27 protein-coding genes are annotated in these 26,788 nt (G+C 44.5%); 5 read left to right on the top strand and 22 right to left on the bottom strand.

Going from position 1 to position 26,788, the window contains the following annotated elements:
* Nucleotide 1 precedes the first annotated feature (1 nt).
* The 14 genes from AC2UZJ_RS08575 to AC2UZJ_RS08510 form a co-directional block, all read right to left on the bottom strand.
* Nucleotides 2-811 (bottom strand): TlpA family protein disulfide reductase, encoded by an 810-nt coding sequence (locus tag AC2UZJ_RS08575; protein WP_486949729.1) that lies wholly within the window; start codon nt 809-811, stop codon nt 2-4.
* Nucleotides 812-820: 9 nt separating this feature from the next.
* Nucleotides 821-1,516 carry a phosphoribosylanthranilate isomerase gene (locus AC2UZJ_RS08570; protein ID WP_486949728.1) on the bottom strand — a complete coding sequence of 232 codons (696 nt, stop codon included), beginning with the start codon at nt 1,514-1,516 and terminating at the stop codon, nt 821-823.
* On the bottom strand, nt 1,467-3,134 hold the full coding sequence (locus AC2UZJ_RS08565) for a TRAP transporter large permease (protein ID WP_486949788.1): 1,668 nt from the start codon (nt 3,132-3,134) through the stop codon (nt 1,467-1,469). The genes AC2UZJ_RS08570 and AC2UZJ_RS08565 overlap by 50 nt, the downstream gene beginning before the upstream one ends.
* 2 nt (nt 3,135-3,136) lie before the next feature.
* Nucleotides 3,137-3,805, bottom strand: a complete 669-nt coding sequence (locus tag AC2UZJ_RS08560; protein WP_486949727.1) for a TRAP transporter small permease subunit — start codon at nt 3,803-3,805, stop codon at nt 3,137-3,139.
* 27 nt (nt 3,806-3,832) lie between these two features.
* Nucleotides 3,833-4,651, bottom strand: a complete 819-nt coding sequence (gene truA / locus AC2UZJ_RS08555; RefSeq protein WP_486949726.1) for a tRNA pseudouridine(38-40) synthase TruA — start codon at nt 4,649-4,651, stop codon at nt 3,833-3,835.
* A 1-nt stretch (nt 4,652) separates the two neighbouring features.
* Nucleotides 4,653-6,032: a type IV pilus assembly protein FimV gene (locus AC2UZJ_RS08550; protein WP_486949725.1), complete on the bottom strand. Its 1,380-nt coding sequence runs from the start codon at nt 6,030-6,032 to the stop codon at nt 4,653-4,655.
* 2 nt (nt 6,033-6,034) lie between these two features.
* Nucleotides 6,035-7,156, bottom strand: coding sequence for an aspartate-semialdehyde dehydrogenase (gene asd / locus AC2UZJ_RS08545; RefSeq protein ID WP_486949724.1), 1,122 nt, complete (start codon nt 7,154-7,156; stop codon nt 6,035-6,037).
* A 33-nt stretch (nt 7,157-7,189) separates the two neighbouring features.
* Nucleotides 7,190-8,263, bottom strand: a complete 1,074-nt coding sequence (leuB, locus tag AC2UZJ_RS08540; RefSeq protein ID WP_486949723.1) for a 3-isopropylmalate dehydrogenase — start codon at nt 8,261-8,263, stop codon at nt 7,190-7,192.
* 45 nt (nt 8,264-8,308) lie between these two features.
* Complete coding sequence (gene leuD, locus AC2UZJ_RS08535) at nt 8,309-8,959, bottom strand: 3-isopropylmalate dehydratase small subunit (protein ID WP_486949722.1); 651 nt, start codon at nt 8,957-8,959, stop codon at nt 8,309-8,311.
* A gap of 18 nt (nt 8,960-8,977) precedes the next feature.
* Entirely contained in the window at nt 8,978-10,381 is a 1,404-nt protein-coding gene (leuC, locus tag AC2UZJ_RS08530; protein WP_486949721.1) for a 3-isopropylmalate dehydratase large subunit, read from the bottom strand.
* 172 nt (nt 10,382-10,553) lie between these two features.
* Nucleotides 10,554-11,414: a M48 family metallopeptidase gene (locus tag AC2UZJ_RS08525; protein ID WP_486949720.1), complete on the bottom strand. Its 861-nt coding sequence runs from the start codon at nt 11,412-11,414 to the stop codon at nt 10,554-10,556.
* Nucleotides 11,398-12,501 (bottom strand): chorismate synthase, encoded by a 1,104-nt coding sequence (aroC, locus tag AC2UZJ_RS08520; RefSeq protein ID WP_486949719.1) that lies wholly within the window; start codon nt 12,499-12,501, stop codon nt 11,398-11,400. The genes AC2UZJ_RS08525 and aroC overlap by 17 nt, the downstream gene beginning before the upstream one ends.
* A 74-nt stretch (nt 12,502-12,575) precedes the next feature.
* Entirely contained in the window at nt 12,576-14,039 is a 1,464-nt protein-coding gene (locus AC2UZJ_RS08515) for a protein adenylyltransferase SelO (RefSeq protein ID WP_486949718.1), read from the bottom strand.
* 5 nt (nt 14,040-14,044) lie between these two features.
* Entirely contained in the window at nt 14,045-14,452 is a 408-nt protein-coding gene (locus tag AC2UZJ_RS08510) for a DUF2069 domain-containing protein (RefSeq protein WP_486949717.1), read from the bottom strand.
* A gap of 30 nt (nt 14,453-14,482) precedes the next feature.
* On the opposite strand from AC2UZJ_RS08510, the gene AC2UZJ_RS08505 reads away from it, so the two are divergent.
* The 3 genes from AC2UZJ_RS08505 to AC2UZJ_RS08495 are packed head-to-tail and all read left to right on the top strand — an operon-like array spanning nt 14,483 to nt 17,338.
* Nucleotides 14,483-15,823, top strand: coding sequence for a YihY family inner membrane protein (locus AC2UZJ_RS08505; RefSeq protein ID WP_486949716.1), 1,341 nt, complete (start codon nt 14,483-14,485; stop codon nt 15,821-15,823).
* The gene (locus AC2UZJ_RS08500; RefSeq protein ID WP_486949715.1) at nt 15,807-16,259 is read left to right on the top strand and encodes a CBS domain-containing protein; all 453 of its coding nucleotides are present in this window, start codon (nt 15,807-15,809) and stop codon (nt 16,257-16,259) included. The genes AC2UZJ_RS08505 and AC2UZJ_RS08500 overlap by 17 nt, the downstream gene beginning before the upstream one ends.
* A gap of 14 nt (nt 16,260-16,273) precedes the next feature.
* Nucleotides 16,274-17,338 (top strand): NAD(P)H-dependent flavin oxidoreductase, encoded by a 1,065-nt coding sequence (locus tag AC2UZJ_RS08495; RefSeq protein ID WP_486949714.1) that lies wholly within the window; start codon nt 16,274-16,276, stop codon nt 17,336-17,338.
* On the opposite strand, the gene dusA is transcribed toward AC2UZJ_RS08495, so the two are convergent.
* Complete coding sequence (gene dusA / locus AC2UZJ_RS08490) at nt 17,304-18,371, bottom strand: tRNA dihydrouridine(20/20a) synthase DusA (protein ID WP_486949713.1); 1,068 nt, start codon at nt 18,369-18,371, stop codon at nt 17,304-17,306. The genes AC2UZJ_RS08495 and dusA overlap by 35 nt on opposite strands.
* An 82-nt stretch (nt 18,372-18,453) precedes the next feature.
* On the opposite strand from dusA, the gene AC2UZJ_RS08485 reads away from it, so the two are divergent.
* Both AC2UZJ_RS08485 and AC2UZJ_RS08480 read left to right on the top strand, forming a co-directional pair.
* Nucleotides 18,454-19,437: a homoserine kinase gene (locus tag AC2UZJ_RS08485; protein WP_486949712.1), complete on the top strand. Its 984-nt coding sequence runs from the start codon at nt 18,454-18,456 to the stop codon at nt 19,435-19,437.
* Nucleotides 19,438-19,446: 9 nt separating this feature from the next.
* Nucleotides 19,447-20,217, top strand: coding sequence for a BPSS1780 family membrane protein (locus AC2UZJ_RS08480; protein ID WP_486949711.1), 771 nt, complete (start codon nt 19,447-19,449; stop codon nt 20,215-20,217).
* Here AC2UZJ_RS08480 and AC2UZJ_RS08475 read toward each other — a convergent pair.
* From AC2UZJ_RS08475 to AC2UZJ_RS08445, 7 genes are read right to left on the bottom strand one after another with little or no spacing between them, the layout of a single operon-like run.
* Nucleotides 20,168-20,530 carry a hypothetical protein gene (locus AC2UZJ_RS08475; protein ID WP_486949710.1) on the bottom strand — a complete coding sequence of 121 codons (363 nt, stop codon included), beginning with the start codon at nt 20,528-20,530 and terminating at the stop codon, nt 20,168-20,170. The genes AC2UZJ_RS08480 and AC2UZJ_RS08475 overlap by 50 nt on opposite strands.
* Before the next feature lie 11 nt (nt 20,531-20,541).
* Nucleotides 20,542-21,408 (bottom strand): type II secretion system F family protein, encoded by an 867-nt coding sequence (locus AC2UZJ_RS08470; protein ID WP_486949709.1) that lies wholly within the window; start codon nt 21,406-21,408, stop codon nt 20,542-20,544.
* A gap of 31 nt (nt 21,409-21,439) precedes the next feature.
* Nucleotides 21,440-22,237: a type II secretion system F family protein gene (locus AC2UZJ_RS08465; RefSeq protein WP_486949708.1), complete on the bottom strand. Its 798-nt coding sequence runs from the start codon at nt 22,235-22,237 to the stop codon at nt 21,440-21,442.
* A 60-nt stretch (nt 22,238-22,297) separates the two neighbouring features.
* Nucleotides 22,298-23,896, bottom strand: a complete 1,599-nt coding sequence (locus AC2UZJ_RS08460; RefSeq protein WP_486949707.1) for a TadA family conjugal transfer-associated ATPase — start codon at nt 23,894-23,896, stop codon at nt 22,298-22,300.
* The gene (locus AC2UZJ_RS08455) at nt 23,880-25,274 is read right to left on the bottom strand and encodes a type II and III secretion system protein family protein (protein WP_486949706.1); all 1,395 of its coding nucleotides are present in this window, start codon (nt 25,272-25,274) and stop codon (nt 23,880-23,882) included. Before AC2UZJ_RS08455 ends, AC2UZJ_RS08460 begins: the two co-directional genes overlap by 17 nt.
* Entirely contained in the window at nt 25,258-26,157 is a 900-nt protein-coding gene (cpaB, locus tag AC2UZJ_RS08450) for a Flp pilus assembly protein CpaB (protein WP_486949705.1), read from the bottom strand. Before cpaB ends, AC2UZJ_RS08455 begins: the two co-directional genes overlap by 17 nt.
* Nucleotides 26,154-26,759, bottom strand: coding sequence for a hypothetical protein (locus AC2UZJ_RS08445; protein ID WP_486949704.1), 606 nt, complete (start codon nt 26,757-26,759; stop codon nt 26,154-26,156). The genes cpaB and AC2UZJ_RS08445 overlap by 4 nt, the downstream gene beginning before the upstream one ends.
* Nucleotides 26,760-26,788: the final 29 nt, after the last annotated feature.

Genomic DNA, 26,788 nt, shown 5'->3' with positions numbered 1-26,788 from the left:
GTTAAGGCTTCAAGGCATTTAGATGAGAAGCTAAACTAGCGGCGGACAACTCTCCCATTCTGTAACTCTGCATATTGCCCTCAGCATCTATGAATAAAGTGGTAGGCAAGCCGCGACTTTGCACAAAGTCAGCAATTTGGGTTTGAGTATCTAATAATACATTATCTAAGGCTAAGCCTTCACTATTTAAATAATCCTGTACTATTTGCAAAGACTCAGCTTGATTTGCAAACACAAAATGCACATCCGCGTGCTGTTGTTGAGCTTTTTCTAATACGGGCATTTCGCGCCTACAAGGTGGGCACCAACTCGCCCAAAGGTTTAGTACCACTGGCTTTCCGACATATTGCGTGAGTGCTACTGGTTCTTGATTCAGATTACGTAGCTCTAATTTAGGCATAGCAATAACGCCACTTGGCTGAAATACACTGAGTGCAGCAAAACTCATTAATAGTACGGCAGCACCTGCCGCTACACTCCCCATTACTGCACGACGTACCAACGGTCTATTAAACAACCAAACAACCAAAGCCATTAAAGCTACGACAACAGCCGCTTGCCAATTAAACCCGCCATCTCTGACATTGAGCACACCTAACCAGCTGCTTTGATATTGCGTCCAATACTGCACCACAAACACCACTCGCCCTGCAATAACGGCAAGTAGTGCAATCAACCATAAACGGCTTTCTATTTTAACTTTTTGCTTTTTTTCTAAGTAACCGGCGGTAAAAAACATCACCATGAGCGCCACCAAGCTAAAAAGCAAACTGGCATCCATGGATAAGGGACCTAAGGTAATTACCTGCATAAAACAAACCTAAATATCGTTTAAATGCTGCATGAATGTATGGATTTTTTCTGCGCTTTTAATACCCGGAGCCTCTTCAATGGTACTGCTGATATCTATAGCAAAAGGACGATGCTGAACAATATTAGCTCGCACATTATCATGGGTAATACCACCCGCTAAGATTAAAGGTGGATCATTCACCGTATGCTGCTGATGTAAAACGCTGAGTTGCTGATCATCAAAACTTAAACCACTGCCCCCATACCCTGGGCTATAGCTATCAAATAACCAACCCTTGGCGTGTGGATATTGTCTGCACGCCTGAAGCAAGGCTTTAGGCGTGTTCATGTTAGGCGCTCCCACCCTAAAAGCCCGTATATACGGGTAATTAAAGGATTCACAATACGCCACGGATTCCTCACCATGAAACTGTAATAAATCCGGTTGCACCTGCTCAATCACTTGTTGTACGAAGGCTGGCTTAGCGTTCACAAACAACGCCACACATTGCACAAAAGCCGGTACATATCTACGCAAACTGACTGCGTTATTTAAGCTTAAATAACGCTTACTTTTGGGGTAGAAAACAAAACCAATAGCATCGGCTCCTGAGCTTACCGCCTCTCGAATGTCTTGTGCGCGTGTGAAGCCGCACATCTTAACCCGTATACGTTTACTGGAAAGGATTGTCATTGCCATACCCGTAGCCGTCGTCATCTCCATAGGTATCACCTATATTAAACTCCACTTCCGCTGCATCAATGAGGGGGCCGCTGCCTTTGTAGTGCGTTACCATGCCTGGAAAAGCAAGTACGGCAGCTACCATAGCTATCTGAATCGCAATAAAAGGCACTGAACCCCAGTAAATATCTCCGGTAGTCACTCGCTTGACCATTTTTCCAGTCACTTTATCCACATAATCTTCCCGTGGTGCTACCGAGCGCAAGAAAAACAGAGCAAAGCCAAAGGGTGGGTGCATAAATGAGGTTTGCATATTCACAGCGAGCAAAATACCAAACCAAATTAAATCTATACCCATTTTATCGGCTACTGGACCGAGTAAAGGCACAATAATAAAAGCCAACTCAAAGAAATCAAGGAAAAAGGCTAAGAAAAATGTTAGTAAACTAACTGCTATTAAAAAGCCAATTTCTCCACCTGGCAAATCAAGCAATAAACTCTCTACCCACAAATCTCCGTTAATACCTCGGAAACTTAGGCTGAAAATTGTGGAGCCCACTAAAATAAACACCACAAAACACGACAAACGTGTAGTAGAACCCATGGCTTGACGCAAAAGCTTAAAGGACAGTCTACCACGTGCCACAGCCATAATAATTGCCCCTACTGCCCCCATGGCCCCGCCTTCAGTAGGAGTAGCAAGGCCAATAAAAATAGTACCTAGCACTAAAAATATGAGAAACAAAGGCGGAATCATGACAAAAATAACGCGCTCTGCGATACGCGACAGCAAGCCTAATTTAAAAAACTTATTAAATAAAGCCATAATAAACGCAGCAGTACCCCAAATAAGTAAAGCCATAACAACTAACTCATCAACAGGGGCACTTTCGTGAGTTGCAAAATAGTACTGCGTTCCTGCGTAAGCAATCAATGTAGCAATAAGAGTCACTACCAATAAAGACCGCACTCCTCGGCTGCCATCCGGTTCTACATATACTCGCGCCTCGGGTGGTAAGGCAGGCACACTTTTAGGGCGAAAAATAGCCAAGAGCACCACATAAAATATGTAAGAAGAAGTTAATATTAGGCCCGGAATCATAGCTCCCCGATACATATCACCAATAGAACGCCCTAGCTGATCGGCTAAAATAATTAACACAATAGAAGGAGGAATAATTTGTGATAAGGTACCTGAGGCTGCAATTACCCCTGTAGCTAAACGGCTGCTATAGCCATAGCGCAACATAATAGGTAAGGAGATCAACCCCATTGAAATTACTGAGGCAGAAATAACCCCTGTAGTAGCTGCCAGCATGGCTCCTACTAAAACCACCGCGATGGCTAAACCGCCACGTATAGGGCCAAATAATTGGCCTATAGTGTCAAGTAGATCCTCGGCCATGCCTGACCGTTCTAAAATCAATCCCATTAAGGTAAAAAATGGGACAGCTAGGAGGGTGTCATTTGCCACAATACCAAAAATACGTTGTGGTAAGGCCTGAAATAAAGCCGGCTGCATGAGATTAAACTCAATGGCGACTAAGCCATATAAAATACCAATGGCTGCTAAGGTAAAAGCTACCGGGAACCCCAAAAGTAAAAAACCAATGAGGTTAATAAACATAATAGGGGCTAAATTAGCCGTAATAAACTCCATCATTACGCTTTACCTTTGTTTTTATTGTTATTTATCTTTACATTTACATTGGTTTTAGCCGCTTCCTGTTCAGCAGCTAAGAGCGCTTCCGCGTGGGCGCGCACGTCGGCAGCCGCTTCTTCTACCTCAGGTTTTTGCATAGCCTCAGCTTGCTCAATGGGATCAGGGCAAAGACCCATTAAAAAGCCCACCGATTTAATCAAATGTGAAATCCCAGCTAAAATTAACAAGGCAAAACCTACCGGTATAAGCAACTTAACAGGCCAACGTATAAGCCCACCGGTATTGGAAGATTGCTCTAATAACACTAAAGATTTATAGAAATAAGGGATAGACAACCAAAACACTAAAACACAGGCTGGTAATAAAAAGAAAATCACCCCAAACACTTCTATGTAGGCTTTGGTTCTACGCGTAAAACGCTGCGCTACTACATCCACTCTTACGTGTTCATTACGTAAAAAGGTATAGCCTGCGGCTAACAAAAAAATGGCACCGAATAAATACCATTGCAATTCTAACCACGCATTTGAGCTGATACTAAATACTTTTCGAATAACGGCGTTAGTAGCACTAACTACCACTACAATTAAGGTAAGCCATGCAACAGACCTGCCTACCGCTTGATTAAGGCGGTCAATAAGTGAAGAAATTTTAAATAAGAATGACATGGCTTTTCATGTTTAAGAAAAATAAATTTACCAACTAATACCTAGATGCTGCTCACAAAGCTGAACTGAACTCAATGAAGCTAAACCGTACTGACTAGGATAGTCTACTCCAGCCAAATACAAACCTTCAGCCGCAAAAGTGGGGGCTGAAACATGGCGGTCTTTTGCGGCCAATAAATAAGATACCCACGCCGGCTCCTGACGCCCCATGCCCACATACACCAACGCACCCATAAGATTACGTATCATATGGTGTAAAAAAGCGTTTGCAGCAAACTCAAAAATAAATAAATCGCCTCGCTGGTGAATCTCCAACTGGCGCAATTCACGTATAGGACTTTTGGCTTGACACTCTGCAGCTCTAAAGGTGGTGAAATCATGCTTCCCTAAAAAGAGACTAGCCGCCAAACGCATGGCATCTAAATCTAAGGGTCTAAACACCCAACCCACTTTATTGTGCAATAAGGGAGAGCGCACGCGCGTATTTCGCAATAAATACACATAACGTCTGTTTTGCGCTGAAAAACGTGCATGAAACTCATCCGAAACGATTTGAGCCCATTGTACGGAAATGCTCTGTGGCAATAAGGCATTCAAACCCCGTACCCAAGACTCCATGCTACGTATTACTGTCGTGTTTATATGTACTACTTGGTTTAAAGCGTGTACGCCGGAGTCAGTGCGGCCAGCACAAATTGTGCTCGTAGGCACTGCCAAAAACTGACTTAAGGCTTTTTCAAGCTGATCTTGAACCGTATGGGCAGAAGGCTGCGTTTGCCAGCCGTGCCACGCGGCACCGTCATAACAAAGCCCTAAGGCTACACGCTGCTGAGGTGATGCTACCACTTTAATCTATTTCCCTAAACTCAGCCTCAGTCGTCTCTGCTTTTTCTCGTGTACGCACCGAGCTCGCAGGCACTATTTCTGCATATTCCATACGTGTGGCATAGGTTCTGCGTAAAAACCAGGCCACTAAGACTACCAATAAGACAAATACACTCAAAATCAAAGCCACCGCATTAGACTTCCACCAGGAAACCGAACTGGATTCTGTTGTGAGGATTTCATTCTCTGAGGCAGTAGTAGCAGATGCTACTGCTACCGTACTAGTTATTTCTTCTTTACTTTCAGTCGTATTTTGAGACTCTAATAAAGCGGCTGGCTTTTGGTCTAAAATACGCTCATCTGGATCACTTGGCTCACTCATGAAACCAGCTTGATGAGTCTCTTCTATAGATGGCACAGCTTCTAATTGGCTCAAACGCTGTGCTGTATGAGCTAACTCTTGGGCGGTAGCCGTTTGTTGGTCTTTGTGCGCCTCTTCATCGCTTTGAGCGGATAACTGTAGACGATCTGTATTGGCAGATGTCTCGGAGACTACACGGTCTTGATCTGAATTGCTTTCTTTAGTGGCGCTGAGAACCGTAACCGGCGGCTCCCCTTTGGCTATGCGTTGACGATATTCATCAAACTGCTCCAGTTGCGTTTGATAAATCTGACGAGCCTGTTGGGGACTAATCGCCGCTACCGTTGCCGCATCGGGAATGGTTAAACTGGCTCCTGCTCGGAGTAAATTCATATTGCCATTAATAAAAGCTTCTGAATTGGCCTCCACTAAAGCAGCCATCAACTGCAAATGATTATAACGTTCATCACGTAAGGTACGTGCTATGCCGTAGAGGTTTTGGCCTTTTTTAACGGTATATGTGGCGGGTGTCAGAGTTTTTGTCTGCGGTGTAGGCGCGATCACAGGTACAGAAGATTTAGACGCCTCCGCAGGGTCTGTAACGGCTAATTGCACTGACACAGGCCGTTGCGTTTGTAAAACACTGACTTGGTGACGCTGAGTAGAAGCATCTGTGCGGATGTCTACCAAAACATCTAACACCTTATCTGTAGACACCAAGCGCGATTGCAACACCAATTGCATCACCTTTTCTTGGTGACCGGGTAATAAATGGGTGCTGAGCGAATTGAGCTCTACGGGTGGCGTAAGACCTGCCTCTTGCCACGCAGCAACAGGTGCAATTTGCGCGGTAATACTTTTTAAGTCCGTAGCATTGAGGTCTTTAACTTGCACCACAATGCGTAAAGGTTGATCGGGGGCAGAAGTGACCCGACTATGACCTAAAGTAACCGCTTGTGCATGAAGCGCACCGAACACCGCCGCCGCACAAATACCACTATGCATAAGAAGAGTTATTAAGCGACGACGGTGTGTTTTCATGACTATAGCTCTCCTAGAGCAATACGTAACATACGACGTAATGGCTCAGCAGCGCCCCAAAGTAATTGATCGCCTACCGTAAAAGCACTGAGATAATCGTTACCCATAGCAAGTTTACGTAAACGTCCTACGGGTATATCCATGGTGCCCGTGACGGCAACTGGTGTGAGCTCATTCATAGTACGCTCGCGCTCGTTCGGGATTACTTTTGCCCATGCAGAACCCTGTGTGATGATATCGGCAATTTCATCTAGAGGTACATCTTTACGTAACTTAATAGTTAGAGCCTGACTATGGGAGCGCATGGCTCCAATACGCACACAAAGTCCATCTATGGGCACATAGTTTTCAGCCGTATGGCCAAGTAATTTATTAGACTCTACTCCCGCCTTCCACTCTTCTCGGGAGACGCCATTACCCATATCGGAATCAATCCAAGGGATGAGATTACCGCCTAGAGGCACGCCGAAATGCTCTTGAGCTAAATCATCAGCGCGTTGCTTGGCGAGCACTTTACGATCGATTTCTAAAATAGCACCAGCAGGATCGTCTAATAACTCTTTAACTGATTTATTAATCTCACCGTACTGCGTAAGCAACTCACGCATATGCTGCGCCCCACCACCCGAAGCGGCTTGGTAGGTCATGGAAGTCATCCACTCAATCAAATCGTGCTTAAATAAGCCCCCTAGGCCCATTAACATACAACTTACGGTGCAATTACCTCCCACGTACTGTTTAATGCCTTTACTTAAACCTGCATCAATCACATCCCGATTAATAGGGTCAAGCACAATGATGGAATCGTCTTCCATGCGTAAGGTACTGGCGGCATCAATCCACAAACCATCCCAGCCAGCGGCACGTAATTTACCATACACTTCGGTGGTGTAATCGCCCCCTTGGGCAGTAAGAATAATGGGTAACTTTTTAAGGGCGTTTATATCGTAAGCATCTTGAAGTGGCCCGGCCCCCTCAGCCCAGCTCGGTGCTGCGCCGCCGGCATTACTTGTAGAGAAAAAAACGGGTTCGAATAAAGAGAAATCGTTTTCGTCGCGCATGCGCTGCATGAGCACTGAGCCCACCATGCCGCGCCAACCAATTAATCCTACTGCTTGTTTCATGAAAACTCACCTAATAATAGAAGAATAATAGCGTTATTTTAATGCATCTAATACCGCATCACCCATTTGTATAGTGCCCACTAAGGTGTCACCCTCAGTGAAGATATCTGGCGTACGTAGGCCTTGTTCTAACACTTTAGCTACCGCTTGCTCTATACGTTGGGCTTGCGTCTCACGCCCTAAAGAATAACGCAATAACATTGCAGCTGAAAGTATAGTTGCTAAAGGATTCGCTTTATCTTGACCGGCAATATCAGGAGCTGAACCATGACTAGGCTCATATAGGCCTTGTTTAGAAGCATTTAAAGAGGCGGAAGGCAACATGCCTATAGACCCCGTTAACATGGCAGCCTCATCGGAGAGAATGTCACCAAAAATATTTCCAGTTACAATCACATCAAAGGCTTTGGGTGCTCGCACTAGCTGCATGGCGGCATTATCCACATACATATGACTTAATTCTACATCAGGATAGTCTTTTGCGACTTCAATGATGACATCACGCCACAATTGCGAAGTTTCTAACACATTGGCTTTATCTACACTGCACAGTTTTTTGTTACGTGCTTGTGCTGCCTCAAATGCCACTTTAGCAATACGTCGAATTTCTGTTTCCGCGTATAACATGGTGTCAAAACCTTGTTTGTCACCAGCAAAAGGCCCCTCTTCTATGGTACGCACACCACGTGGCTCACCAAAGTAAATATCACCCGTAAGCTCACGAATGATCAAAATATCCAAGCCCGATACAATTTCTGGCTTAAGGCTAGAAGCAGAAGCTAGCTGTGGGTATAAAATGGCGGGGCGAAAATTCGCAAATAATCCCATGGCTTTACGCAAACCTAAAATAGCCTGCTCTGGACGTAATTCACGAGCCAACGTGTCATACTTCCAATCACCTACCGCGCCAAAGAGAATAGCCGCGGAGTTCTGCGCTAACTCTAAGGTTGCAGGTGGCAGAGGATGGCCATGTAGATCATAAGCTGTGCCACCTACAGGTGCTTCAACCAAGGTTAAATCTGGGGCCACTGCACTCAATACTCGCGCGGCTTGGGTAGTGATCTCATGGCCAATACCGTCACCCGGTAATACTGCAATTTGCGTCATTTATATTTTCCTTATTTCGTCTATCTGTTTATGCTTTTTGTAACACTAAGCCAAAGCCTCTGCGACTAACCAAGGGTGACGAGCTAAACGCTCGGCTTCGAACTGTTTTATGGCGTCTGATTTTTGTAGCGTTTGTCCAATTTCATCTAAACCTTGAAGCAATGAGTTTTTTCTTGAAGCATCAATCTCAAACTCGAACTCTTCACCAGAAGGCGTAATTACCACTTGACGGGCTAAATCAATAGTGAGCTCATAGCCTGGAAAAGCTTTAACCTCATCAAACAATCTAGCCACTTGCAGCTCAGAAAGCACGATGGGTAAAAGACCGTTTTTGAAACTATTATTATAAAAAATATCAGCAAAAGAAGGTGCAATAATGGCCCTAAAACCGTATTGCAACAAAGCCCATGGCGCATGCTCGCGACTAGAGCCACAGCCAAAATTCTTGCGAGTTAATAATACCGAAGCTCCCTGATACCGGCTTTGATTGAGCACAAAATCCGGGTTTAGAGGACGTTTACTGTTATCTACACCTGGCTCACCGTGGTCCAAATAACGTAACTCATCAAACAAATTAGGTCCAAAACCGGTACGTTTAATGGATTTTAAAAACTGTTTAGGAATAATTAAATCCGTATCTACGTTTTCACGGTCTAAAGGGGCAACTACACCCTTATGAGTAGTAAATGCTTGCATGATAATTCCTTGATTGATTTAGTTGTAGTTACGCACATCAACAAAATGTCCTGCAATCGCCGCAGCCGCAGCCATAGCAGGACTCACTAAATGCGTACGGCCACCCATACCTTGTCTACCTTCAAAGTTACGATTTGAGGTGGCTGCACAACGCTCTCCTGGCTCTAAACGGTCAGCATTCATTGCTAAACACATTGAACAACCCGGCTCACGCCATTCAAAGCCCGCCTCAAGGAAAATTTTATCTAAACCTTCTTGCTCTGCTTGTAACTTAACCAAACCAGACCCCGGCACAATCATGGCTTGGGTCACATTTGATGCTACCTTACGACCTCGCGCCACCTTGGCCGCATCACGTAAATCTTCAATGCGGGCATTGGTACAAGAACCTATAAATACCTTATCAATGCGCACATCAGTGATAGGCTGCATGGGATTTAAACCCATGTACTCTAATGCACGGATCATGCCATCACGGGTTACCTGATCTTTTTCTTTATCAGGATCAGGAATAGACTGTGTGATATCTAATACCATTTCCGGTGAGGTGCCCCAGGTAACCTGTGGAGCTATATCTGCCGCATTTAGATTAATGACTTTATCGAAATGTGCCCCTTCATCAGAATGCAAGGTTTTCCAATATTCTACTGCTTGATCCCATAAGGCACCTTTAGGCGCATACGGACGGCCACGGAAATACTCAATGGTTTTATCATCAACCGCCACCATACCCGAGCGCGCACCAGCTTCAATGGCCATATTACAGACCGTCATGCGTCCTTCCATACTGAGATCACGAATCGCCTCACCGGCAAATTCAATGGCGTATCCTGTACCGCCCGCAGTACCTGTTTGACCAATCACATACAAAATTAAATCTTTCGCGGTACAACCAAAAGGAAGTTTGCCATTGATATTAATCAGCATGCTTTTGCTTTTTTTCATTAGCAACGTCTGCGTAGCTAACACATGCTCTACCTCTGAGGTACCTATACCAAAAGCCAACGCTCCTACTGCGCCGTGAGTACTGGTGTGAGAATCACCACATACCACGGTCATGCCGGGCAAGGTCGCCCCCTGTTCTGGGCCAATAATATGCACAATACCTTGACGCGCATCATTCATATCAAACAAGGTAATACCGTGCTTTTCACAGTTTTTGGCTAAAGTATCCACTTGCAATTTAGAAATAGGATCTGCAATGCCTTCGGCGCGCGAAGTGGTTGGCACGTTGTGATCAGCCACTGCTAGGTTTGCACTCACCCGCCATGGCTTGCGCCCTGCTAAGTCTAAACCTTCAAATGCTTGTGGGCTGGTGACCTCGTGCAATAGTTGCCTATCAATATAAAGTAAACAGGTGCCATCGTCTTCACGATGCACCACGTGAGAATCGAAAAGTTTGTCATATAAAGTTTGAGCCATTTTTGCCTCGCCAAAAGTTAAAAGTGCGATGATTATCTATTATTATGCCAAGTTTTTAAGCCGGTACAAGACAATTAAATATACTGGTATAAAAAGTAACACCTTTAGTTAATAATAAAAAAGCACCGTGTATTGGACTAAGCATTAAGTAAGCACGGCGCTGGAAGAACTATTATCTTTTATTTTGCTGATATAAAGGCATGACTCGTTCAGCGGCCACCCGCAAATCATTAATACGCGAAGCCGGTGAAGGATGCGTAGATAAAAACTCAGGCGTGCCGCTACCTCCTAGTGCTCCCATTTTTTGCCACAAGCTAACAGCCGCTCTAGGATCATAACCCGCACGTGCAGCTAACTCTACGCCTAAACGATCTGCTTCCATTTCATGCGTACGGCTGTTGGGCAGCTCAAACATTACCTCAGTTAAAGTGCCGCCTAAATCATTTACAGCCGAAACCCCAGTAATCGCAGAGAGCACAGATAAACCAATGCCTGTGGCCATTTTCTGGGACATTTGCTCTCTGGAGTGCTCACGTAAAGCATGGGCCATTTCGTGCCCTATAACCGCTGCTAACTCATCATCGGTGGCTTTAGTTTGATTAATAAGACCACTATAAACCGCCATTTTACCACCGGGCATACACCAAGCATTAACCTCATTACTATTAATAACGTGTATTTGCCAATCCCAATTTTGCGCGTCCGGTCTAAACACGCCCACCTGAGCGATAAGCCGTTGAGCGATGGTTCTAACACGTTGCGTTTGTGCTTTGTTTACATCTAAGGCGGACTGTTGGCGTGCTTGGCTTATAAGCTGGCTATACTGCTGAGAGGCCGTTTGATTAAGCTCAGCCTCTGAAACCAAGCCCGACATATACTGCTTACGCTCTATGCCTACTGTACCGGTACCAGTAGTATCTACAGCAGCACAGGCCACTAATAAACTACTACAGAGAGCAACCCCTCCCCATTTCAAGCCTTTTAGCTTACTCGTGGTCGTAGTAAAGGTTTTATTTTTATGCTTTATTTTCATAATTTTCATTATTTTTATTTAGCCAGTTATCGCCACACTGCGCGCGTTGACGTAATAACTGATCGATAATAACAATAGCCATCAGACTTTCGGCTATAGGTGTGGCGCGTATACCCACGCAAGGATCATGACGGCCTAAGGTTTGTACTTCTACGGCATCTCCCGCCTGATTAATAGAAGGTCGTTTAATACGAATACTAGAAGTGGGTTTAATGGCTAAAGAGACTTCAATATTTTGACCAGTAGAAATACCGCCCAAAATACCGCCGGCATGATTACTCTCAAACCCTGTAGGCGTAATAGCATCGCCGTGCTCAGAGCCCCGCTGCGATACGGATTCAAAGCCAGCCCCTATTTCTACTCCCTTCACCGCATTTAACCCCATCATGGCATACGCCAACTCAGCATCTATACGTGCATAAATAGGCTCTCCCAAGCCTGCAGGCACATTTTCAGCGACTACTTCTATACGAGCACCAATAGAATCGCCATCTTTGCGTAAGGCATCCATATACGCTTCTAACTCAGGCACCACTTGTGCATTAGGCGCATAAAAAGGATTATTACTCACCTCTTCCCAAGACTGAAAAGGAATAACAATAGGCCCTAACTGACTCATATAACCTCGTATACGTATACCGAAATGCTCGGTTAACCATTTTTTAGCAATGGCGCCTGCAGCTACGGTAGGGGCGGTTAAGCGTGCAGAAGAACGGCCGCCCCCACGAGGATCGCGTATGCCGTACTTTTGCAAATAGCTATAATCAGCATGACCAGGGCGAAAGGTATCTAAAATATTGCCATAATCTTTACTACGCGCATCAGTATTACGTATTAATAAACTGATGGGAGTGCCTGTGGTCTTACCTTGATAAACACCAGAAAGTATTTCCACCTGATCCGCCTCTTGGCGTTGCGTTACATGTCTTGATGTACCCGGGCGTCTGCGATCTAGCTCTGCTTGTATGTCTGCCTCACATAAAGTTAAACCCGGAGGACAACCATCAATTACCGCCCCAATAGCAGGCCCATGGGATTCACCATAATTTGTAACGCGAAAAAGCGTACCTAATGTATTCGCCGCCATAACTGTGTGTTTTCCAAAATAAAAATATCAATTGATTTCATTGAGCTAATCATAACCAAATAACGCCTAAGACACTACGAAGAACAACTTAAGGCGGGCATTAATTGATCAGGCTTAGGAGGCAAGGCCAAGTCGTCATAGCCTTCTTGCCATTCATAAGGGGTATGCAATACGGTAAAAAGGCGCTCTAAAGGCTGAACATTACCTTCTTTGGCAGCAACAATTACCTCTTGGGCTAAATGATTACGCAGTACGTATAAAGGGTTACTGTGCAACATTTGCTGCATACGCTGCGTGCTATTGGATCTATTTTGCTGACTGCGATCTAAATAACGTGTGAGCCAAGCTTGGGCTGCTGCACTGTTGTTAAATAAACCTAACCAGGCCTCTGGATGTTCAAGCACCGTATTTAATGATCTAAAGCTTAATGTAAAATCTGCCTCATGGTCGTGTAAAAGTTGCCACCAATCATTAGTCAATTCATGGTCCTCTTTGCCCCAATCATCAAAGCCAAATTTTGCTTGCATATTTTGCTGATATTGCTGCAAATAATCGGCCTCATAATGAGCAAACACCTCTTGCAAACTCTCTTCGGTACAAATATCTAAAAAACAACTTGCTAGGCGCGCTAAGTTCCAATGGACTACTGAAGGCTGCCGTACCCATGAATAACGTCCGCCGGTATCAGTGGTATTACACACATAATCAATTTTGAAGTTATCTATAAAGGCATACGGGCCGTAATCAATGGTTAAACCCAAGATAGACATATTATCGGTATTCATCACCCCATGACAAAAGCCTACGGTTTGCCAATGGGCCACCATGTGCGCACTACGGCGCACCACTTCCCTAAACAGCGCCAACACCAAATCACTATCAGAGGTAAGCCCAGGCGTTCCGCACTGGGGATAAAAGTGATCTATCACGTAATGCAATAACTGCTGCATCTGTTTAGGCCTATGGGCCCAATGCTCAAAAGAGCCAAAACGTACAAAACTAGGGGCTATACGTGAAACTACCGCAGCCGTTTCTACCGTTTCTCTATAAACTGGATCATCCGATACCACTAAAGATAAAGCATCTGTAGTGGGCACGCCTAAGCCGCGCATCGCATGACTGGCTAAATATTCACGTATAGACGAACGCAGTACAGCTCGACCATCACCCATACGTGAATAAGGGGTAAGCCCCGCTCCTTTCAGCTGTATTTCCAACGCGCCCTGAGCGGTTTCAATGGCACCTAGCAAATGCGCTCTGCCATCACCTAACTGCCCAGCCCAGTGACCAAACTGATGGCCGCTATAAACAGCGGCCAACGTTTTACCTGCAGGCAAAGGCTGATTGCCCGCCATCATTTGTACGAACTCATCGCTTTTTAACTGCTCTTTGGTGAGACCTAGCTGGGCGGCCACGTGTGGATTTACATGCAGTAAACGGGGTGAATTTAAACCTTGAGGCTCTAAACGTGTATAAAAAGCGCTGCCTAGTTCATCGGCAAATTGATTACTCACCGTCAGTGAGCTAAATAAAGACATAACAGTTAATCCTTGGGTGTAGAAACAGAGGCTGCCAGCGCCGCTTTTTTACGTTGTTTGGCGGCTTTTTTAGAAGGCCATAGATAAAACATGGCACATAGATAAAAGATCAAAGATAAGCCAGTTTCAATTAATGCCATATATACCGAAAGTGAGTTTGGGTCTGACCAAGCCCGGGTGACGCCTTCCATGAAATAAAGCAAAATAAGCATAGATGACCACTGTAAGGTATAAACATTACCTTTCAACACCCCTCGTAAAGGAAACAATAAAGGCACCACTTTGAGTACTAACCAGGATCCGCCAGGCCGTATAGGCGCTAAAAACAGCTCCCACACTAAACAAAGCACAATTAAGCTAATTAACGCAGCAGCAGCCACATAAGATAGAATGGGGTTTAATTTAGGTTTCATCCTAGTATTATCAATGATCACAGAGTATTTATGAGTACGAATACACAAACGAGTACGAATATACAAACAGCAAATGCTGAGCCCACATGGTGGAACAAGACTAAGGAGAGCGCAGGTTTTATTATACAGCGCCTCATACAACGTAATCTTACGCAAGTTGCCTCTAGTCTAACCTTTACCACCATTTTGGCGATAGTGCCATTACTGGCAGTTGTGTTAGCTTTGTTTACAGCCTTTCCTCTATTTAATGAGTTTAGGGATGCTCTACAAGGTTTTTTAACATCTAACTTAATGCCTGAGGTAGTGTCTGCAAATATCATGGAATATTTGAACCTCTTTGCAGAAAAAGCATCCAGTTTAACGGCTATTGGCAGTTTGTTTCTGATAGTCACTTCCATCATGCTGCTTTCTACCATTGATCAAACCTTTAATGACATTTGGTTAGTAACAGAAAAACGCCCTATAGGACAACGTATTTTAGTGTATTGGGCTGTGGTGTCTTTAGGGCCAATATTAGGTGGTGCTAGCTTGTGGGCCAGCAGCATCCTGGCTCAGGAGTCCATGGGCTACATAGGAGACCTTTCTACACTGCTCACCTTCACTCTATCACTACTCCCTTTTCTCATCACCACTGTCGCTTTTACCGCTCTTTTTGTGTATGTGCCTAACTGCAAAGTGAAATGGCTCGATGCGTTAGCAGGCGGCTTAGCCACGACGATTGCCTTAGAAATACTCAAACGTGGTTTTGCATTTTATATTGCCAAGTTCCCGACTTACACTTTGATTTATGGCGCCTTTGCCATTGTGCCTATTTTTTTAATGTGGATTTACCTCTCTTGGTTAGTGGTATTACTGGGCGCTAGCTTGGCGGCTATTTTGCCTAATTTACGCAGCCGTAAATGGGTAACGAATCAATATGCGGGTGCAAAATACATAAACGCCATTTCTATGCTTGCGTTATTATGGAAAAAGCGAAACCACACGCCCATAGGGCTTAAGCTAGATGAAATCAGCCAAGCGTTAAAACGTGATTCCTCCGAGCTTTCTCCACTACTAGAAACTCTCAAAAAACACGATTACATTGTAAATACTATGGTTAATGAGGAGGAAAGATGGGTATTAGCTTGTGATCCTGCTACCACTCCCTTGGCCCCTTTGGTGGATACGCTACTCATAGACCGCGCTCAAGCAGACAACCCCACTGCTGAAAGTATGGTGGCTTTTATTAATGCAACCATGGCTAACCCTGCCATCAACTTAGAAACCTTACTAAGCAATCCTGATAAAATAGTGCAACTTAGTGAGCAAATACAACAACAAACGCGTAATGCAATTCAAGATTTAGGAGATAGTTATGCTAAAGGTCAGTGAAATACTACGTGTAAAGGGCAATATTCTTTACACCGCTAACCCAGATATGCCCATTAATAGAGCGATGGAAATCATGAGTGAGCAAGATATAGGTTCTTTAGTGGTAATGGATCACGGTGAATTAGTCGGTATGGTGACGTTTAGAGAGATTATTCGTCATTTACATACCAAAGGTTGTGAAGCCAGTCATTACACCATTCGTAGCATTATGAATGATGCCCCTATTAGTGTTACGCCTAATACTAATGCCGATGAAGTACAGCGTTTAATTTTAGAAAAGCATGCACGTTACTTACCGGTCATGGATGGTCCAGTACTACAAGGTGTTATTTCTTTTTATGATATTGCCAAAGCCATCGTAGAAGCTAAGCAATTTGAAAACAATATGCTCAAAGCCTACATACGTGACTGGCCTACAGACCGAGTTGAAAGCTAATGGGTAATAGTTAAATGGCTTATTTATCAACTCAATTTGAGCTTATGTTGCCGGTAATCCAGGCTCCTATGGCGGGCGTTTCTACCGTGGCTCTAGCTGCTGCGGTTAGTGAAGCGGGAGCCTTGGGTTCTTTGGGTTTAGGACATGTATCTACAGCCCACGCCCGAACACAAATACAGGCTCTAAAAGCTGTAACAGATAAACCGTTTAATGTTAATTTCTTTTGTCACCAGCCGGCACAGCCCTACCCCGCTATAGAGCAGCAGTGGTTGACCTTATTAGAACCTTATTTTGCTGAGTTTTCGGTAAGGCCTCCAAAACACTTACAGGCTTCCTATCAAACGGCACTACAAAACCCCGAGCTTATAGATATGCTGTGTTATGAGCGTCCTGCTGTTGTTAGCTTTCACTTTGGTTTGCCTGAACCTGTCGCCATTCAAGCCTTAAGGCAAGCAGATATCCAAATTTGGGGTTGTGCTACCAATCTTTCTGAAGCGTTAGCTTTACAGCAAGCGGGCGTAGATGCAGTTATAGCTCAAGGTATAGAAGCCGGTGGGCATCGCGGAGTATTTGATCCAGCCCCAAATCAAGACCAAGCGATAGGTCTTCTGGCTTTGGTGGCTTTACTTCAACAGCACTTAACCATACCTATTATTGCGGCAGGCGGTATTATGAATGGCGCTGGTATTGCCGCAGCCTTACAATTAGGTGCTGATGGTGTGCAAATGGGTACTGCTTTTATCTTATGCCCTGAATCAGCAGCCGATACAAACTACAAAGCCACTTTGCAAAGTGCAGCCGCCTTAGAAACAGCGATTACTGCAGTAATATCAGGACGACCCGCTCGTGGTATTAAAAACCGTATGCATAGTGAAATTTCAGAGTTTAGCGATTCTCTACCTGACTACCCTATCGCATATAGCGCTGCCAAAGCGTTGCATGCCGCTGCAAGCCAGCAAGGCAATCATGACTTCGCTGCCCACTGGGCAGGCCAAGGTGCCCCCTTAGCAAGAGCACTTCCCGCTAGGGATTTAGTTCGCCTGCTTAGCGCTGAGTTAACGGCAGCACGGAGTCAGTAAGGTGGTCTTCAGACACTGCTGCCTGCTGCAGTTGCTGCCAAGCCTCTAAAAGCACATCCGCATCATTACGTGCCATTTGCTGGGGGTCAGATAAATAGCGGCGCCATTGGCGTGCGCCCTTTCTGCCGTGGGCCCATCCAAGCATAGCTTTAATGATTTGGCGTGGCCTAGTACCACTAGCCATTTCAGTTACTAAATACTCATGCATGCGCTGAACTATGGCTTCTTCACTTAAACGCTCTACTTTGGGCCAAATCACATCGTGCATTTGACTCAATACTGCCGGCGTATGCCACGCCGCACGCCCAATCATCACGCCATCAAAAGTTGTTAAATGCGTGCTTACTTCTGCAGCTGTATTAATGCCCCCATTCAGCACAAAAGTAGCGTCAGGAAAATCGTGCCGTAGCTGCGCTGCCATGTCGTAACGTAATGGCGGTACATCACGATTTTCTTTAGGAGACAACCCTTTTAAAACAGCATTACGCGCATGCACAATAAATACGCGCACGCCTACGCTATGAAGTATACCTACGAAATCATGGACAAAATCATAAGAATCGTTATAGTCTAAGCCCATACGGTGCTTAACTGTAACAGGCACACTCACTGCATCCTGCATGGCTTTAATGCAATCCGCCACTACTAATGGCTGACTCATCAAAATAGCACCAAAAGAGCCTTTTAAAACACGATCAGACGGGCAGCCACAATTAAGATTAATCTCATCATACCCCCATTGCTCACCGAGTTTTGCACTGTAGGCTAAAGCATCACGATCACTACCTCCTAACTGCAAGGCTACAGGGTGTTCACTACTATCAAAGTGTAAATGACGCTCTACATTACCGTACTGTAGAGCTCCTGTAGTAATCATCTCGGTGTAAAGACGAGCATTAGGCGCTAATAGCCGATGAAAATAGCGGCAGTACCTATCTGTCACATCGATCATGGGTGCCACGCATAATGCCCACGGACTCGGCTCAGGTAAAGGATTAGATTGGCTTAGAGCGATATTTGAATGTAGACTCACAACATACCTATATATATTGACCTATAATAACAAGCTGCTTGGCTAGGCCTGTATTTTTTAAATTAACTACTGAAACAACACCATGGCTGTTTTTACTCCTGTCAGCGACGCCGATGCGCGCACTTTATTACTTCACTACGAGCTGGGTGAACTACTCTCCTTACGAGGCATAAGTGCCGGCATTGAAAACACTAACTATTTTTTAACCACCACTACCGGCGAATACGTACTTACGCTGTTTGAAGTATTAAACCATGAACAGCTACCTTTTTATATAGAGCTTATGCACCATTTAGCTCAAAAAGGTCTGCCTGTGCCTTCACCTCAAACCTTAAAAAATGGCAAGCGCATTACTACACTACACAATAAACCTTGTTCTATTGTGACACGCTTAACAGGCAGCTTTGTGCCCGAACCCAATGCTGCGCATTGTGCTTTAGCTGCACGCACGCTAGCGCAAATGCATTTAGCCGCCCAAGACTACCCCCTCTCTCAGCCTAATTTACGTAGTTTACCTTGGTGGGAAAAAACGATTCCAAACCTACTGCCTTTTTTATCTGAGAGTCAAACAGAACTCATCCAAAGCGCTCTAGCCGAACAACAACAGTTCTTTACTAGCAATATATACAAAGAGCTGCCCACTGGGCCCGCTCACTGTGACTTGTTTCGTGATAATGTATTATTTGCTGGCTCAGCAGAACAACCCGTAATGGGCGGATTTATTGATTTTTACTTTGCAGGGTGTGATGCGTGGATCTTTGATATTGCAGTCAGCGTAAATGACTGGTGTATTGAGCGTGATACTGGTAAGTTTAAACCCGCTTTACTAACGACATGGCTACGAGCTTACGAAGAAGTACGCCCTTTCACTATGGCAGAAAAAACCGCATGGCCTACTATCTTACAAGCGGCCGCACTGCGTTTTTGGGTATCTAGGCTCTATGATTATTTTATGCCCCGCCCAGCTCAAAGCCTCACTCCACACGATCCCACTCACTTTGAGCGTGTACTTTATCAACGCCGTCAGTACCCCTGCTCCTTCAATGAATTGTTAGCTCAGGAATAACACATCACTATGCAAGCAGCACATTTACCTATGAGTTACGGCGGGGCTTGGCTAGTACAAGGGTGGGCTATATTTAAGCAACAACCCATGGCCATGCTTTTCTGGAGCCTTATGACTAGCTTACTAATTAACATTAGCTATTTGATCCCTTTAGTGGGGCAACTAGCGTTAATTATAGCTACCCCTGCCTTAGGCTTTATTGCTTTAAATGCCTGCTTAAATATAGAACGTGGCAAGTCCATGTTACCCAATATGTGGCTAGCTCCTTTGAAAAAAAAGGAAACTAGAGCAGCTCTCTTTAAATTAGGAGTTGTCTATCTAGGCTTTTGTTTATTAGCCGGCTTCGTTTCTGTATTACCCTTTACCAATAGTATTATGGCCGCTATGTCAGGTGATACGATGGAACCTACGCAAGTCATGGCGGCGGTACGAACTCCTTTCATACTCTTTGGTATTTTATACCTTGGTATTTCTATATTATTTTGGCATGCTCCCGCCTTAATGGGTTGGTATCAGATTCCTCTTAAAAAGGCGTTGTTTTATTCCATGGTGGCTTGCTGGCGCAATAAAGGAGCCTTAATTGTATTTGGTATTGCCTGGGCAGCCATTTATTTTGCCTTACAGTTTATAGCAAATATGTTATTTGCTACCTTAGAGCCTTCGTGGGCTTACTTTTTACTCATGCCATTAAACCTCTTAATGATGGCTGTGCTTTATAGTAACTTTTACCCTATTTTCCGTAGTATTTTTGGCCAAAACAATCCACCTCCCATGCAATAGTACGCCTTAACCAATCTCTATGTAATAACGCCGCCTGCTTCTGGTGGCGTTTTTTATATGAGCTCATTGTGGTTTCTATGACCCCATAGGCACCTTGATGCCAAGAAAACCGATTAGGCTTTAAATAACGCCATTCAGTTAGCGCCCTGCCTTCACTATCTACAAAAAGCAACCAAAGAGGCACGGCTAAGCCCATACTATGCACCGCTTGACAACGTGGGAAAAAAAGCCAGTGCTGAGAATGCTGTGTAGCAAAACGATGCCAGCCATAACTACGCGCCCAAAAACCTTTGGCCTCATAAATATTCGTCATCGGTTGTAAGATTATAAACTTTGCGATAATTGAAAAAATAACGGATAGCCAATGACTAGAAAAGTGCAAGGGAAAATACACACTACTAAGGGCAACAACATTTTAACGGGAGCTTCTAAAGCTTTCTTTTCAGCGCGTAAAAACCGATCCTGACGCCGTTGTTCGGCTTGCTGCCTTAATAAAGGCCCTAAACTGCCTCCCAACTCAAATGATTGCTGCAGGGCAGCTACAAAAGCATGCGCCTCGTCAAGATCCGTGCGTTCAGCAAAACGCGTAAACGCCTGCTCACGGCTTAAACCAGTACGCAAATCATCAAGCGTAGTCTGCAAATGACGCCTTAAAGCATGCGGTGGTAACTGCCTCACACAAATCTGCAAAGCACTTAAAATCCCCATGCCAGCCTCTATACTTAACGTAAGCAAATCCAGCATAAAAGGGAAATCACGCTGTAGCTGTAATTGTTGTTGTTTTATACTGTGACGCAACAAAGACACAGGATACCAGTATAGCAATACACTTAATCCCAGATGCAATGGTAAAGCAGATAAGAACCCAACACCTATCCACCCAAGCAGGGCTACACTAAAAACAAAGCCAAGCATAAAAGCCAAGCATTGCTGTGCAAACACCTGTTCAACATGCGCTACATTCTGCCCCGCTTGTGCTATTAAATGCTGTAAGCGCTGCTTGTGACGCCAATTTAATAAAGGCGAGGTAACATAAAGCCAATAATTCCACCAAGGCGTAAACCAGCGTGGAGGTTGCTCTGCAGTCAGCGCTGTTTTATTTTTATCTTGCCATAATAATGGCCACAACAACCCAGCAAACAACATCACAATAAGCACGACGATAAACAATAAGCTTAAAGCTAACCACATATTGCCACCTCTCTTTTTCACTTAATTAAAGTTAAAGGCTGACATTCACAATTTTACTGATAAGCCACAATCCAAATAACTCCAGAACTACCATAAGTCCTAATATCATTTGTCCTGAGCGCTGCTGCCATAAGGGAGCAATAAGCTCGTAATCAATCACATACAAAGCCCCGCCTACTAATACAGGCAATAAAGCCATGACCCACGCTTGCAAACGCCCTTGAGCAGTTAAGGCACGTATGCGTCCTTCTACATAAAGCCGTTTACTGATGGTCTGTGCCATACTTTCAAATAACTCGGCCAAACCACCCCCACTCTGACCTGCAACGGTTATGGCGGATTTAAACAAACTGCTACCCTCACAAGGCATGCGTTTATATAATTGCTCTAAGGCTTGCTCTAAACCAATACCCATGCGTTGCTCACGCAACAATAACCCCATTTCTTGAGACAAAGGAGCGTGACTTAAGGGGGTAATGCGTTGCATAGCTACCCCTAAACTACTACCCGCACGTAAAGCGCCGGCTAAAGCCAATAAATAATCAGGAAATTGCTTTTCAAAGTGCATTAAACGCCGTTTTTTTAAAATACGTAAATACAAAGGCCATAATAAAAAACACCCTAAAACGACTAGAAATACTAATACAATCCTCGCTCCTAAAAGCCATAAAATAAATAACAATACGAGTAATATGGCCACAAAAAACTTAAATACTTCCTGACCTCGCAAAAAAACAAAACTCGCTGCAAAATGATGTTCAGAGCGTTGTTCAAACTGCTTTTTTTGCTGCTGACTAAGGCGCCACAACCAAGGGGGCACATACCACATAAAAACTGTTATTAATAAAAAAAATAGTATTAAACCTAGAAACAACCACATAACAACACCTCAATCTAGAAACGCATTATCAAACCAATGCGCTTCTAGGTAGCGGCTTTGTTCTGCAAAGCACTGAGGAAACAGGCCGGCTGCCGTAAAACGCCGTTGCTGCGGTTCAAAAGAAAATAAATCTTGTGTTTGTATACGCCCACTCTCTATTCCCGTAATCTCACTGATACTGCTAATTACACGCCTGCCGTCAGCTAAGCGAGCTTGCTGCACTATGATTTGTATGCCTGAGGCAATATGTTCACGCACAGCAACTAGTGGTAAATCCATGCCTGCCATTAAAATAAGCGTTTCTAAACGTGCCAAAGCATCACGTGGGCTATTAGCGTGTAGAGTGGTAAGTGAACCTTCATGCCCGGTATTCATGGCGGCCAACATATCAAAGGCCTCCGCCCCTCTGCACTCACCCACCACTATACGATCTGGCCGCATACGCAAGGCATTGCGCACCAAATCACGTATGGTGACTAAGCCTTTGCCTTCACTATTACTAGGTCTGGCTTCTAGACTCACTACATTACCCTCTTGCAACTGCAGCTCTGCTGCATCTTCAATGGTAATAATGCGTTCAGAAGCCGGAATGTAATTCGATAAAATATTCAATAAAGTGGTTTTACCACTGCCCGTGCCTCCGGCCACCAGAATGTTTTTCTTATGCTCTACCGCGGCTTTTAAAAAAGAAGACATGGCTGAGTTCAAGGCCTGAAAATTTAACAAATCCTCCAAATCTAAGCGTTTTCTACTGAATTTTCTAATGGTTAAACAAGGGCCAGTGATCGCAATAGGGTTAATTACCGCATTAACGCGGGAACCATCTTTTAAACGCGCATCTACCATAGGCCAGCTATCATCTATACGCCGCCCTAAAGGGCTAACAATACGGTCTATTACCGCTAGCAAAGCCGATTCGCTACTAAATGCATAAGGGCTCAGCTCGCATTTACCTTGGCGTTCTATATATATTTGCTGATGCCCATTAACCATTATTTCACTAATATCCTCTTGCTCTAATAAGCGCTCTAAAGGACCTAGACCAATGGCCTCATCTATAACAGTACGCAGTAAATCCTGTTGATCAATATTCGAATCTATGGGTTCTTCAGCCAGTATTTGAGCTAAATGCAGCGATACTTGCTCACGTAAGTCTTGATCAGATAACTCTTCTATGTCTTTACGCCGCAAATCCAAAGCTGCCACCAACTGTTGATGTAAACGTTTTTGTAATAAGAGTGATGGTTTACTTATGTTATTAATAACGATTGATTCTTGAGCTTGTAATGTCTGCTTAATAACCGATTCTTGCGGCTCTAACTGCACCACCGATAACAAACAAGGTCCAATCACAATTTGATCTGCCACGGCTAAGGGTCCATATCGACTAATGCGCTTTCCATTCACAATGGTGCCGTGCAGACTACCAAAATCTTCTATATACACCGCTTGACCTTCTATAAAAAAACGTGCGTGCTGCTTAGCTACCCGCCAACCAGATAAGATTAATTGATTTATGGTGTGATCTTTACCTATGCATAAAGGTAAGACATAACATTGCTGCTGTTTATGCCCATTTTGATAATGCAACTCAAGGTGTAGGCGCATGACTGTCTCCCGTTGTTTGCCACTGAGAACCTTCTCCAGCCCAAGGATTCCAGCCGCTTTTAACTGTATTCACTGTATTTTCTAGAGAGGTGTTATTTGCCAAAGGTACATTCAGTACGGGTTGTGTAAAAGATTCCTGCACGATGTGTTGAGCGCGTTGCGCACGCTGCTGTATCCCTTCATGCTGTGCATCTACTAATACAGGCGTCACAAAAATAGCCAGTTCCGTTTCGTTGCGTTGATAACGTTTCGATTTAAAGAGCGCCCCTAAAATAGGCATATTGCCCAAGCCGGGTACAGCATTCACATTTTCGGCCATATCTTGTGAGATAAAACCTGCAAGTACTAAGGTTTGGCCAGACTGCACGTTAAATTCGGTGCTCGCACGCCGCGTTTTCAGTGAAGGTCCAGTGGGAATAGATAAACTGGGATCTATGGAACTCACCTCCACATCCACATGCGAGCGAACAGCCCCATTATTTTCTAAAAAAGGAGTGATTTTTAACGAAACACCATAAGGCTTAAAAGAAGTATTGCTATTGCCATTATTATCGGTAGTGGAATAAGGTACTTCCCCCCCTGCTAAAAACTCAGCCGTAGCACCACTGCGAGCCAAAAGCTGAGGTTGAGCTAAAACCACCGCTTGACCACTCTGAGTCATTGCCTTAATACGCGATGACAATAGAGCATTTAAGCCAAAATAGCCTGCCATGGCGCCTGGTTTATATGGCATGGGCATCACTAATTCTCCGGGTCTATCAAGTAAGCGGTGACTGCCTGCGTCCCAGGCAGCACCTATATTAAACCCACCCTCACTTTGATCTGCCCATTGCACCCCCAACTCACGCATAAAATTACGTGGCAGCTCTAATACCTGTACATCTAATAACACCATGGGCTCCCACGGCATAGAGCTACTTAAATCTACGATTTGTGCATAACGGCTTTTTAACTCTTCTAATTGCTGCCTATGATGGGCACTAAGCTGCTCTCCTTCTACCACTACGGTATCGCCTACTTCAGTTACCGTCAGCTTAGGTATACGCTGTAAAAGCTGTTTAAGCTCAGACAAGGCATGTTGCTCACTGGGCTCTTTGACTTGTATTTGATAGCTTTGGTGCTTCCCGGAAACAAACCAAATCGTTAAGCTACTGCTGCCTGTATTACGTGCAAAAACTAACACCTCCTTATCATCTGAAGTTACGGCATTAATCACATGGCCATCACCCACTGCCACGCGTGCCACATTAGGTATTGATAAAACCCGCATCTCTCCTACTTGTAATTGCCATTGGGTCTGTGCACCTACTAGCGTTGGCCAGCACATAAAACACAATAACCAAAAAAACCGTAAACTCCATCTAGTCCAGTAATGCATGGCTATCCTCATACTGAAAACTTAACTGCTCGGGCGTATCTATATCTAATAACGCGCTACGAGGGGCAACTGGCGTAGCATCTAAACTACGTACGTGTCTGCTAGTTTTATTACCGTATATAATCGGTACGGTTTTAAATTCAGCATTCGGTTTATTTACGCCCAGTAAGGTAGCCAAATCCCCTCGCACTGCTTTATTAGACAGTCTGGCATCATGCGGGTTACGCAACATCGCCGTAATGACTCCTGTTTGTCTAGCAGCCACCAGCTTGGCACCATCTTCCGGTGCCAAATCAAAAGTCACTGTGGCATAGTGCCCTCCGCTCTCTATAGGCATATCCACCGTACTCTCATCAGTAGCCAACACCAAAACACCCTGTAAGAGCGGCGCCGTAATTTTACGGCGCTGATGATCAAAACTCACATACAAATCCACTAAATCACCCGCTTGTAACAAACCTGCCAAGGAGTTAATTTGATCTACTGGCATGGTGATAGCTCTACGCCCTGCAGCCAGTCGAGTGGAAAAGGCATCAGCCACAATTTGTGAAATATGTATGGGCAATATCATATCGCCCGCTGTCACCTCGCCGCGTAAAGCCATACCTATTACTTGCTGATACTGTGTGGGACTTAAGCTATTAGTGGCCACAGCAGTTTGAGGAAAAGAACGCACGGCTAAATGCTCTTCGTGCAACACAGTGCCCGCAGGTAAATTAAAAGCGGCTACCACTCTATCTACCGTGGGCTGCTTAGCCTGCTCTTCAAGCCGTTGACTTTGTTGCTGTAAATACCTGTAACCTGACCAAGCAGCTAAAGCTCCACACAACACACAAAACACTAACCAAACCAAAACCTTATGATGCGCAGCAAACTGTTTCATTGTTTACCTCTTAATTGATTAGGCCACCACAATACATGCCATAAACCCAGCTGAGAATCCTCCCAAAACCAAATTTTCTGCAAGCCCTTATGCCATTGACACCATTGCCCTCGCTGACAAGATGCACCTTGCCAAGCGTACTGCAACAGACGTGTATTTAGCTGCTGCCATAACTTTTGACTCCTGCTTTTAGGCTTCAATAAAACATAGAGTGGCTCATCTATCGTATTTTCATCCACATTACCTATGCTCCAACTATTTTCATAAAGCCCAGTAAACAAAGTGGTGGGAACTAAAGTAGCGGTAGAGTTTTGAGTATTCACTAAACTCATGATAGAAAACCAACCCACCGTACCGTGGGATTGCGCTGATAATAAAAATAAATAATGGCTTTTTGTCGGTTCATGATCAAAACTAAGTAACCATGCTGAGGCCAAACGTTGCACTCGTAAATTTATCCCAGCAGCATGTTTTTGAATCTGTTGTGCCACAATAAACACATCGTGTTTACTGCTAAAACGTTGACTCGATAACTTCTGCCCTTGCCATTGCCAACGTTCCAGAGGTTGCCATTGCACAGGTAAATCAGTAAATGTTGGCAACTCCTGAGAAAAAGCAGTTGGTAACAAAA

The organism is Paenalcaligenes sp. DL 309, assembly GCF_057475285.1.
The sequence above is the reverse complement of the archived record's forward strand: the minus strand, read 5'-3'. Positions and strand labels throughout refer to the sequence as shown.